General features: G+C 64.6%; 5 protein-coding genes and 1 pseudogene. All 6 read left to right on the top strand.

Going from position 1 to position 12,333, the window contains the following annotated elements; translation table 11 throughout:
* The first annotated feature begins 10 nt into the window (after nt 1-10).
* The 6 genes and pseudogenes from J2857_RS26790 to pbpC all read left to right on the top strand — a co-directional run bounded on the left by J2857_RS26790 (nt 11) and on the right by pbpC (nt 12,116).
* Entirely contained in the window at nt 11-1,180 is a 1,170-nt protein-coding gene (locus tag J2857_RS26790; RefSeq protein ID WP_210013134.1) for an acetyl-CoA acetyltransferase, read from the top strand.
* Nucleotides 1,177-2,805: pseudogene (locus J2857_RS31140) on the top strand (acyl-CoA synthetase); the annotation flags it as partial. The gene J2857_RS26790 and the pseudogene J2857_RS31140, both read left to right, overlap by 4 nt.
* Before the next feature lie 396 nt (nt 2,806-3,201).
* A complete protein-coding gene (locus J2857_RS31145; protein WP_245363940.1) occupies nt 3,202-3,681 on the top strand; it encodes a PCC domain-containing protein in 480 nt (159 codons plus the stop codon).
* Nucleotides 3,682-3,683: 2 nt separating this feature from the next.
* A complete protein-coding gene (locus J2857_RS26800) occupies nt 3,684-4,433 on the top strand; it encodes an SDR family NAD(P)-dependent oxidoreductase (protein ID WP_210013136.1) in 750 nt (249 codons plus the stop codon).
* A 137-nt stretch (nt 4,434-4,570) separates the two neighbouring features.
* Complete coding sequence (locus tag J2857_RS26805) at nt 4,571-10,018, top strand: alpha-2-macroglobulin family protein (RefSeq protein WP_210013137.1); 5,448 nt, start codon at nt 4,571-4,573, stop codon at nt 10,016-10,018.
* A 16-nt stretch (nt 10,019-10,034) separates the two neighbouring features.
* Nucleotides 10,035-12,116: a penicillin-binding protein 1C gene (gene pbpC / locus J2857_RS26810; RefSeq protein WP_210013138.1), complete on the top strand. Its 2,082-nt coding sequence runs from the start codon at nt 10,035-10,037 to the stop codon at nt 12,114-12,116.
* The last annotated feature ends 217 nt before the right edge of the window (nt 12,117-12,333 follow it).

The raw sequence follows: 12,333 nt of genomic DNA on the forward strand, positions 1-12,333 counted from the left end.
GGAGAAGGTCATGGCAGGAGCGCAGATCGTCGGTTGGGCCCATTCCAAATTCGGCAAGTCCGAAGCGGGCTCGACGCGGGAATTGATGGCCGAGGTGATCAATCCGGCCCTCGAACACGCCGGCATCACCGCCAGGGATGTCGACGGCATTTTCGTCGGCGTGTTCAACAACGGGTTTTCCAAGCAGGATTTCCAAGGTGCGCTGGTGGCGATGGCGGCCGACGGGTTCGATCATGTGCCGGCCGTGCGGATGGAGAATGCCTGCGCCACCGGCTCGGCGGCGCTTTATTCGGCGCTCGATTTCATCGCCGCCGGGCGCGGCAAGATCGCGCTCGTCGTCGGTGCCGAGAAGATGACCGCGCTGCCCACCAGGGAGACGGGCGACATCCTGCTGTCGGCCTCCTATCGCGAGGAGGAGGCGGATGTGGAGGGCGGTTTCGCCGGTCTCTTCGGCCGCATCGCCAGCCATTATTTCCAGCGTTATGGCGACCGCTCGGAAGAGCTCGCGATGATCGCGGCGAAGAACCACGCCAACGGCATGAAGAATCCCTATGCGCATATGCAAAAGGATTTCGGCTTCGATTTCTGCAACACGGTGTCCGACAAGAACCCCTACGTTGCCGCCCCGCTGCGTCGCACCGACTGCTCGCTGGTGTCCGATGGTGCGGCCGCGATCGTGATCGCCTCGCCGGAAGTCGCGGCCGGCATGAAGCGCGCCGTCGCCTTCAGGGCGCACAATCATGTCAACGATATCCTTGCCATGTCGCGGCGCGATCCGATCGCTTTCGAGGGCGCGCGCATGGCCTGGCAGAAATCGCTGGCGGAGGCGGGTGCGTCGCTCGACGATCTGAGCTTCGTCGAAACCCACGACTGCTTCACGATCGCCGAACTTATCGAATACGAGGCGATGGGGCTCGCCGAACCCGGCGAGGGGTATCGCGTCATCCGCGAAGGCATCACCCGCAAGGATGGCCGGCTGCCGGTCAACCCGTCCGGCGGGCTGAAATCCAAGGGTCATCCGATCGGCGCGACCGGCGTCTCCATGCATGTGATGGCGGCGATGCAGCTCTGCGAAGAGGCGGGCGAGATGCAGCTGCCGAAGACGACGATGGCCGGCGTCTTCAACATGGGCGGCGCTGCCGTCGCCAACTACGTGTCGATCCTGGAGCGGACGAAATGAATGCGACGACCTCGGTTGGCGTCGGCGATCGGACTGAGCCGAAGGGTGGCCTAAGCCCCCGTTCGACGCGGGTGATGAACCTTGCCCGTTTCGTGACGCAGGCGATGCGTCGCGAACCGCAGGGCGTCGCGCTGGTCTGGGCCGAAAAGACGTGGACCTGGGAAGAGTTCGAGACGCGCATCGACGCCATGGCTGCGGCGCTGCAGCAGCGTTTCGGGGTCACGAAGGGCGACCGCATCCTGGTCCAGTCGCAGAACTGCAACCAGATGTTCGAGAGCATGTTCGCCTGTTTTCGGATCGGCGCCGTCTGGGTGCCGACCAATTTTCGGCAGACGCCGGAAGAGGTCGCCTATCTCGCCAAGGCGAGCGGCGCGACCGGCCTGATCTGCAACGCCTCGTGCCCCGATCATGCGTGGGTGGTGCGGGAGAGCACCCCGGCGGTCGGTTTCGTCCTTGCCATCGGAGAAGCGGATTTCGGGCCGTCCTATGATGCCGTTGTCGAGGAGTTTCGAGGCAGGAAGCCGGTCGAGGCGCGGGTCGAGCGCGACGATCCCTGCTGGTTCTTCTTCACGTCGGGCACGACGGGCCGCCCGAAGGCGGCGGTGCTGACCCACGGCCAGATGGCTTTCGTGATCAACAACCATCTCTGCGACCTGATGCCAGGCGTGACATCGGCCGATGCGGCGCTGGTCGTCGCGCCGCTCTCGCATGGCGCGGGCGTGCATCAGCTTACCCAGGTGGCTCATGGAGTGAAGACCATCCTGCTGCCGACCGAAAAATTCGATATCGATGCCGCCTGGGCGCTGATCGAAAAGTGGCGCGTCTCGACCATGTTCACGGTGCCGACCATTCTGAAGCTGCTCGTCGAGCATCCGGCTGCCGAAAAATACGACCATTCCTCGCTGCGCTACGTCATCTATGCCGGCGCGCCGATGTATCGCGAGGACCAGAAGCGGGCGCTGAAGAGCCTCGGTCCGGTGATCGTGCAATATTTCGGGCTCGGCGAAGTGACCGGTGCGATCACGGTCCTGCCACCGGCCTTGCATTCGACCGAGGACGGCGAGGCGGCCAGGATCGGTACCTGCGGCATGGAACGCACCGGCATGCAGGTGTCGATCCAGAACGATGCGGGCGAGGAGGTCGGGCCTTACGAGACTGGCGAGATCTGCTGCATCGGCCCGGCGGTCTTCGCGGGCTATTACGACAATCCGGAGGCCAACGAGAAGGCGTTCCGCAGCGGCTGGTTCCGCACCGGCGACCTCGGCCACATGGATGCGGAGGGTTTTCTCTACATCACCGGCCGCGCCTCCGACATGTATATTTCCGGCGGCTCGAACGTCTATCCGCGCGAGATCGAGGAGAAGCTTCTCACCCACCCGGCCATCAGCGAGGTGGCGGTGCTCGGCGTGCCGGATCCGCTCTGGGGCGAAGTCGGCGTGGCCGTCTGCGTCGCCAAGCCCGGTTCGGCGGTGACCGAGAAGGACCTGTTTGCCTTCATCGACGGCAGGATGTCCCGCTACAAGATGCCGAAGCGCTTCCTCTTCTGGGACGCGCTGCCGAAATCCGCCTATGGCAAGATCACCAAGAAGATGATCCGCGAAGAGCTGCAGGCGCGCGGCGAGCTCGACAATAAGCCGGCTAATGATCTGCCGGCATTGCGCCAGCTCAGGCATCCGGGGCCTGTCGCGCCGATCAGGCGCGAGGCGGTGCGGACCGCGTTGAAGCCGGTCGAGGGTGTGCTGCGGCCCGGCGAGATTTTCATGGCCGAGGTGGCGCGCATCTTCGCGGAGGCAGGCTGCAAGGGCGGTTTCCTCACTGTCGAGGGCGGCGCCTGCGATCCGTTCCGTTATGTCCTGCCGGCCTTCTCGCCGGACGAGGACCATGCCGCCTGGTACAGCGCCACGTTCGCGCCGGAAGCGGGCGGCAGATTCCAGACCGCGACCGCAATGGTCGGCGAACGGGACGGTGCGCCGTTCCTGCATTGCCACGGCATCTGGGATACGGGGGAAGGCGCCCTGTGCATGGGGCATGTGCTGCCCTTCGACAGTATCGTCAGCCGGCCGATCGCAGCCAGAGGTTATGGCAGCGCCACTGCGACCTTCTCGTCGATCCCCGATCCGGAAACGAATTTCACGCTGTTTTCCGCCAAGGGCGAGAGCGGCGAGGGCAACGGCATCCTGCTGCGGGTTCGCCCGAACGAGGATGTCGGGATAGCGATCGAAGACGTCTGCCGGGACCACGGCATCGAGAGTGCCCGCATCTACGGCATCGGCAGCATCAACGAGCCCGTCTTCGAGGACGGGCGTCGCGTGGTCTGCCTCGCGACGGAGATCGCCATCGAGAACGGCGTGCTGGAAAACACGTCGGACGGGCTCCGAGCCTCGATCGACGCCGCGGTCGTCGATACGGACGGCGCGATCTATCACGGCCGGCTGGCGCGCGGCGACAATCCGGTCGGCGTCACGTTCGAACTGGTCATCATCGAAAACCAGGAGAGCTGAACATGCGAAGCGTCGTCGTCACGGGTGCGGGATCGGGTATCGGCCTTTCGACGACGGAGCTTCTGATCGAAGCCGGCTGGCATGTGCTGGCGGCCGACCGCGACGCCGCAGCGCTCGAGCGGCTGGTGGAACGGCTCGGCAATCGGGCCGGTCTGCTCACCACCGTCCTCCTCGATATCACCGACGAAAAAGCGATCGCCGAACTTGGCCGTCGCTGCCAAACCCTCCAGAGCCCGCTGCAGGCATTGGTCAACAGCGCGGGAATCGGTTCGAATGTCCGCTTCGCCGATACCACGACCGATCAGCTCCGGCGGATGTATGAGGTCAATGTCGTCGGCGCGTTCGCGCTGTCGCAGGCGCTCGCCCCGATCATGCGGGAAAACGGTGGCGGCTCGATCGTCCATATCGCTTCGGTCTCCGGCATCAAGGGCAATCTCGGCCGCTCCGCCTATGGCGCCTCGAAGGGCGCACTGGTCACGCTCACCAAAATCATGGCAGTCGAGCTGGCCGACGACCTGATCCGCGTCAACGCCATTGCGCCTGGACCGATCGAGACGCCGATGGTCAAGGAGAACCATACGGCCGTGACGCGCGAGGAGTGGAACCGCACCGTCCCGATGCGTCGCTACGGCCGGCCGGAGGAGATCGCCGCGGCCATAGCCTTCCTCGTGGACGAGCGGCAGTCCTCCTATGTGACCGGCCAGATTCTCGCCGTTGACGGCGGATTCACCGCTGCCGGGCTAATGGCCTGAACCGTTCCGGCACGACGTTCGTCATATGACAATCTCTTCACGAAAATAGGCGGCTGGGCGCGTCGAGGCTCGTTGACAAGTCACGGGATAGATTAGAAAACTGCCAACTTCCGACTGCAGCCACGGGGGGACTTTCAATGTCTAGGCGCGCGTTTTTCGGCTTTCTCGCTCTCATCGTTTCCGCATTCGCTTTCGTCTCGCCGCTGACTGCGGCCGACCGGCGGATCGAAAGCACTCCGAACAGCGATTATCTCGGTTTCGATCTGCGAACCGTGAAGAATGTCAGTCAGCCCCAGTGCGAGGCGGCTTGCATCGGCGACAACGCCTGCAAGGCTTTCACCTATAACGAGAAAGCCAAGTGGTGCTTTCTCAAGTCGGATTACAGCCAGCTCAACCCGTTCCCGGGCGCGACTGCCGGCAAGATCGTCGTAACGGCGGTGGAGCCCGATATCGGCGCGCCGCCGAAACTCTCCTTCCTCTCGGAAGAGGTTCTTCAGCAGGCGCGCGATCAGAAGGACGGCCTGACGCTCGGCGACAATCAGAAGGGTTACGGCGTCGAGAACCTCAAGACGATCGCCCAGGGACAGCTGCTGGCCGGCAATGTCGATACGGCGATCTACAATTTCAAAGGCGCGCTCTCGATCATCCCCGACGACGGTGCGCTGTGGATCGAGCTTGCCCGCGCTGCCGGGACCGCGAAGAACAACGGCACCGCCGATGGCGAAGGCACACTTGCCGCGGTCAATGGCTACCAGCTTTCGCGCACGACGCAGACCCGCGCGGATGCGCTGGCGGTGCTTGCTGCAGCGCTTGCGAAGCAGCAGAATTATCGTGCCGCGCTCAATGCCTACAAGGCGAGCCTCGCGCTGGTGAACGCCCGCACCGTGCAGGCTGCCTATAACGACCTGCGCGAGCGCCAGGGCTTCCGCATGACCGGCAACACGGTCGATGCCGACAGCGCCAACCCGCGCGTCTGCGTGCAGTTCTCCGAACCGCTGGTGAAGATCGGCGTCGATTACGCGCCCTTTGTCGTGCTCAACGGCCAGGCGCCGAAGGCGATGGAAGCCAAGGACAACCAGATCTGCGTCGAAGGCCTCACCCATGGGCAGCGCTACAAGCTGTCGCTGCGCCGTGGCCTGCCGTCTTCCGTGGACGAGCCGCTTGTTGCACAGGTCGATATCGACATCTACGTCAAGGACCGTTCGGCGAGCGTGCGTTTCACCGGCGACAGTTTCGTACTGCCGTCGACTGCGCGCCGCGGCATCCCGATCGTCTCGGTCAACACCGAGAAGGCCAATCTGAAGCTCTACCGCGTCGGTGACCGCAGCATCGCCCCGCTGCTCGCCAATTCGCAGTTCCTGACCCAGATGGACGGTTATAATGCCACCCAGATCGAGGAGCAGAGCGGGGAACTGGTCTGGCAGGGCACGATCGATATTGCCCAGGATCTCAACAAGGACGTGGTGACGAGCTTCCCGGTCGACGAGGCGCTGCCGACCCGCAAGCCCGGCGTCTACATGCTGACCGCGGCTGCCGCCAACGCCACGAGCCAGGAATGGGATACCAAGGCGACGCAATGGTTCGTCGTTTCGGATATCGGGCTCACCACCTATGCCGGCACGGACGGTCTCAACGTCTTTGCCCGTTCGCTCGGCAGCGCCAAGCCGATGGCAGGCGTCGATCTGCAGCTTCTCGCCAAGAACAACGAAATCCTCGGCACGGCGAAGACCGATGCGGATGGCCGCGCGGTGTTCACCGCAGGCCTGATGCGTGGCACGGCGGCCATGGTACCGGCCGTGCTGGCCGCCCAGAACAACGGCCAGGACTATGTCTTCCTCGACATGGCCCGTGCCGGTTTCGATCTGTCTGACCGCGGCGTCACGGGCCGTCCGGCGCCAGGCGCGATCGACATCCTGCCCTGGACCGAACGCGGCATCTACCGCCCCGGCGAAACCGTGCATGCCTCGGCGCTCGCCCGCAATATCGACGCGACGGCGATCGAGAACCTGCCGCTCACCTTCGTTTTCTTACGGCCGGATGGCGTCGAGGATCGGCGGATGGTCAACAACGGTTCGCTCGGCGGTTACACGCTCGACCTGCCGCTGCTGGCCACCTCGATGCGCGGCACATGGACGATGCAGATCTTTACCGATCCCAAGGGTTCGGCGATCGGAGAAAAGACCTTCCTCGTCGATGATTTCGTGCCGGATCGCATCGAATTCGACATGACCAGCGACGCCAAGGAAATCGCGGTCGGGGAGCCGGTGGCGGTCAATATCGATGGCCGTTATCTCTATGGAGCGCCGGCGGCCGGCCTCAATCTGGAGGGCGAGATCGCGCTGAAGACGACGCGCGAAAATCCGGCCTTCCCGGGCTATCAGTTCGGCCTCGTCGATGAAGAGGCGAGCGAAGCGGTGCGCATTCCGCTTGAGGAGCTCGAACCGCTCGACGACGACGGCAAGGCGACCTTCGACGCGACCGTTACTGAGGCGCCTTCGACGACGCAGCTGGTGAATGCCGATATCGTCGTGCGCATGCAGGAGGCGGGCGGCCGTGCCATCGAGCGTTCGATCACCCTGCCGGTGAAGGCAGAAGGCGCGCGGATTGGCATCAAACCGGAATTTTCCGGCGATCTCGGCGAGAACTCGGTCGGTAATTTCACCGTGATCATGGTGGACGAGGCCGGCAAAAAGCAGGCGGTACAGAACCTGCCCTGGAAGCTGATCAAGATCGACCGCGATTACCAGTGGTACCGTGACGGTTCGTCCTGGCGGTATGAGCCGGTGACCCGCACCAGCCAGGCTGCCAACGGCACGGTGAATGTCACGGCGGATGGCGGCAAGGTTTCCGTTCCGGTCAAGTGGGGCCGCTACCGGCTCGAGGTCGAAACCGCCGAAATCGGCGGCCCCACCTCCAGCGTCGAATTCGATGCCGGCTGGTTCGTGACCGCGACCTCGACCGAAACCCCGGACGCGCTGGAAATCGCGCTCGACAAGCAGAGCTACAAGATCGGCGAGACGGCCAAGCTCAAGGTGTCGTCGCGTTACGCCGGCGAGCTGATGATCACGTCCGGTTCCGAGAGCCTGATTGCGGTCAAGACCGCAAGCATCGGCGCCAGTGGTGGCGAAGTGGAAATCCCGGTCACCGCCGCCTGGGGCGCCGGTTCCTATGTCACGGCGACGCTTTATCGTCCCGGCCAGGCGCAGGAAAGCCGCATGCCGATGCGCGCCATCGGCGTCACCTGGCTGAAGGTCGATCCGGAAAATCGCGATCTGCAGGTATCGATCACGGCGCCGGAAAAGACGCTGCCGCGCCAGCCGCTCAACATCTCGCTGCAGGTCGCCGGAGCAGGCGCCAATGAGGACGCTTATGTCACTGTCGCTGCGGTGGATGTCGGCATCCTCAATCTGACGCGTTACCAGCCTCCGGCGCCGGACGACTGGTATTTCGGCCAGCGCCGCCTCGGCCTCGAAATCCGCGATCTCTATGGCCGTCTGATCGACGGTTCGCTCGGCGCGACCGGGCGGCTGCGCACCGGCGGCGACGGCGGCAGCACGGCGTTGCAGAGCAGTCCGCCCAAGGAAAAGCTGATCGCCTTCTTCTCCGGTCCGGTGAAGCTCGATGAACAGGGCAAGGCGAATGTCTCCTTCGACATTCCGCAGTTCAACGGCACGGCGCGCGTCATGGCGGTAGCCTGGTCGAAGACCGGCGTCGGGCATGGCGTCAAGGACGTGGTGATCCGCGATCCGGTGGTAATCACCGCCAGCCTGCCGCGCTTCCTCGCCCCCGGCGACCAGACCAATCTGAGGCTCGATATCGCCAATACCGATGCGCCGGCCGGCGACTACCAGCTGGCCGTCACCACCAACAGACCGGTCGCCGTCGATCAGAAGGGGACCGGAAAGATCACGCTCGCCGCCGGTGGCAAGTCGGATGTCACGCTTGCGCTGCGCGGTGTCGAGCCGGGCGACGGGTCGATCTTGATCCGCCTTTCGAATGCCTCCGGCATGTCGCTGGACCAGGTGCTCGATATTCCGGTGCGACCGGCCGCAATGCCGATCACCCAGCAGCGGCTCGTCGAGCTGAAGCCGGGCGCCAGCGTTACGGTCGATTCCAACCTGCTCGCCGACAGCATCCTGCCGGGCGCCTCGATCAGCGTGAATGTCAGCCGCTCGACCGCCTTCGACATCCCGGCACTGCTGATGAGCCTCAGCCGGTATCCCTATGGCTGCGCCGAGCAGACCACCAGCCGCGCCCTGCCGCTTCTCTATCTCAGCCAGATGGCGGTGCAGAACGGTCTGGCCGATGATACGGAGGTCAAGAAGCGGGTGCAGGATGCGATCTATCGCGTGCTGTCCTACCAGTCCTCGGCCGGCAGTTTCGGTCTCTGGGGTCCGGGCGGCGGCGATCTGTGGCTCGATTCCTACGTGAGCGACTTCCTCAGCCGTGCCCGCGAGCAGGGTTACAACGTGCCGGAACAGGCACTCGTCCAGGCCCTCGACAGCCTGCAGAACTCGCTCGGCTTCACCAACAACGTCAAGGACCAGGGCAACGAGATCGCCTATGCGCTCTATGTGCTCGCCCGCAACCGCAAGGCCGCGATCAGCGACCTGCGCTATTACGCCGATACGATGCTGAACGATTTCCCGACGCCGCTCGCCAAGGCGCATATCGCTGCAGCGCTGGCGCTCTACGGCGATGCGCAGCGGTCCCGGAATATTTTTGCGGCCTCGCTGCAGATGTCGGAAGATGCGCAGATCCGCCGGGTGAGCCTGTCGCGTTCGGATTACGGCTCGTCGCTGCGTGATGGTGCCGCGGTTCTGGCGCTTGCCGCCGAAAGCCGGCCGGTGCCGCCGATCGTTCCGGCGCTCGCCACCATCGTCGCCAAGGAATGGGGGCAGAAGAAATATACCAGCACCCAGGAACAGACTTGGATGCTGCTGGCCGCCCGCGCGCTGCAGAACGGCGACGACGGTCTGCGCCTGCAGGTCAACGGCGCCGATCATCGCGGCACGCTGATGTCGCAGATGGCCGGTGATGCGCTGATCGGCCATCCGCTGACCGTCAAGAACAACAGCGCCGATCCGCTGTCGGCCTCGATCACGACGGTCGCGGCACCTGCCCAACCGCTGCCCGCCGGCGGCGACGGTTTCCAGATCACCCGGACCTATTATTCGATGGATGGCGAGGAGACGAATGTCAGCGAAGCGCAGCAGAACCAGCGTTATGTGGCGGTGATCAGCATCACTGAGAGCAACAGCTGGCCGTCGCGTATCGTCGTCACCGACCTTCTGCCGGCCGGATTCGAGATCGACAATCCGAGCATCGTCAACAGCGCGAGCCTCACCAACTTCGACTGGATCGAGGAGGTGCAGGCAGCCCATACCGAGTTCCGCAACGACCGTTTCGTCGCGGCTTTCGACCGGAGCGCCGGCGACAACCGCGAGATCACGCTTGCCTATGTGGTCCGCGCCGTGACGCCCGGCGTCTACGATCATCCGGCTGCCCAGGTCGAGGACATGTATCGTCCGCAGTTCTCGGCTCGTACCGCAACCGGCAAGATGGAGGTGCTGGCCGCCCAGTAAGCGGCAGCTCGTTCCGATGAAGCTCAGGGGGAAACTTTCGATCGGTCTGGCTGTCGGCCTCGTCACTGCGGCGGGGCTGATCGTCGGCCTCGACGCCGCCGATAGGGCCTATCCGCCGCCGCTCGAAAAGGCGCGAGTGGTTTCCGCCGAAGTGCTGGATGCGGATGGCGAACTCCTGCGCGCCTTTGCGACGCCCGAAGGCCGCTGGCGGCTTCGCACGACGATCAAAAATGTCGATCCGCGGTTCCTGAAAATGCTGGTCGCCTATGAGGACCAGCGTTTCTACGAGCATGCCGGCGTCGATCCGTGGGCGCTTGGTCGTGCCGTGGTGCAACTCGTCACCAACGGCCACGTCGTCTCGGGCGCCTCGACACTGTCGATGCAGGTGGCGCGGTTGATCGAGCCCCGCGAGAGCCGCTCTCTGACGGCAAAGCTCCGCCAGGTCGTCCGAGCCATCCAGATCGAAAGGCGCCTGTCCAAGACGGAAATCCTCGAGCTCTACCTGACGCATGCGCCCTATGGCGGCAATCTCGAGGGCGTGCGGGCTGCAAGCCTTGCCTATTTCGGCAAGGAGCCGCGGCGGCTGACGGTGGCGGAAGCTGCCCTTCTCGTCGCCCTGCCGCAATCGCCGGAAGGCCGGCGGCCGGACCGGCATTTCAAGATAGCCAAGGCGGCGCGGGAGCGGGTGCTGATGCGTTCGGCCGTGGCGGCCGTCACCGGCGACGGCGAGGCGGAGCGGGCGGTGGGCGATGGCATTCCGACGCGCCGGCTGCAATTGCCCGCCTACGCTGCGCATCTCGCCGAAGCGGCGATCCGCAAGCAGCCGAAGATCGAGCAGCACAAGACGACCTTGAAACGCAGCATCCAGCAGGGACTGGAGCAAGTCGCGAGGGAAGCTTCGGTGAAGCTCAGCCCCAAGGTTTCGGTTGCCATGGTGATGGCGGACATCACCACAGGTGCGATCGTCGGCGAGGTCGGCTCTGCCGATTATTTCGATGCGAGCCGGTCGGGCTGGGTGGACATGACGCGGGTCAACCGTTCACCGGGCTCGACGCTCAAGCCGTTCATCTACGGGCTCGCCTTCGAGCAGGGGCTGGTGTCCCAGGAAACGATCATCGAAGACCGGCCGGCGGATTTCTTCGGTTACCGGCCGAAAAATTTCGACATGACCTATCAGGGCGATGTCAGCGTCCGGCAGGCGCTGCAACTGTCGCTTAACGTGCCCGCGGTGCGGTTGCTGGATGCGGTCGGCCCCTCGCGGCTGATGATCCGGTTCCGCCGGGCGGATGTACGACCTGTCCTGCCGGCCAACGAGGCACCGGGTCTGGCGATCGGCCTCGGCGGCGTCGGCATCACGCTCAAGGATCTGGTGCAGGCCTATGCGGCGCTCGCCAATCGCGGCAATCCGATGCGGATCGGCAACGGTATCGAGGACCAGCCCGGCATGATCGACGGCGAGCCGCTGCTCGAGCCGCAGGCGGTATGGAACGTCGCAGACATTCTCTCGGACGTGCTGCCGCCGCAGGGCAGCCGAAGGCTCGGCATCGCCTACAAGACCGGCACGAGCTACGGCTATCGCGATGCGTGGTCGGTCGGGTTCGACGGGCGTTATGTGCTGGGCGTCTGGGTCGGCCGGCCGGACAATGGCGCAGTGCCGGGCATTGCGGGCTATCAGACGGCGGCGCCGATCCTGTTCGAGGCCTTTTCGAAATCCGGCGTGCCGATCACGCCGCTGCCATCGGCGCCATCGGGCGCGGTCCGCATTGCGCAGACAGAGCTGCCGATCAGCCAACGGCGTTTCTCGATGACGGCGAGCGGGCTGTTTTCCGCCTCGACGCGCGAGCCGGCGCCGCAGATCGTCTATCCGCCGGAAGGCGCCCGCCTCGATCTCGGGGCGCAATCGGGAGACATCTCGCCGCTGGTCCTGAAACTGCAGGGAGGCCGGGCGCCCTTCCGCTGGCTGGCCAACGGCAAACCGCTCAGCGAACTATCCCGTCGCCGCACCAGTGAATGGACGCCGGACGGCGCCGGTTATTCGACGCTGACGGTGATCGACGCCGCCGGCCGCGCCGCCAGCGTTCGGGTTTTCGTCGAGTAAGATCGGGATTCGGTGAAGCCGGCGGGATGATCCAGTGCGTCCGGTTCCGGAATCAAACACTTTGATTTCCGGCCTTCGGCCAACACTCTGGAGCCCGCGCAGTCTCCTGCCGTGGCTTTTCAAAGATCGGAGAGCCCACACGAATGCGGAACCTCAATAGATTTTAGTTAAGTGGCTCCGCATTCGCGTGGCCTTCGGCGTCTTGTCGGGGCTTCCG

Source organism: Neorhizobium galegae (assembly GCF_017877055.1).
GTDB lineage: Bacteria > Pseudomonadota > Alphaproteobacteria > Rhizobiales > Rhizobiaceae > Neorhizobium > Neorhizobium galegae_D.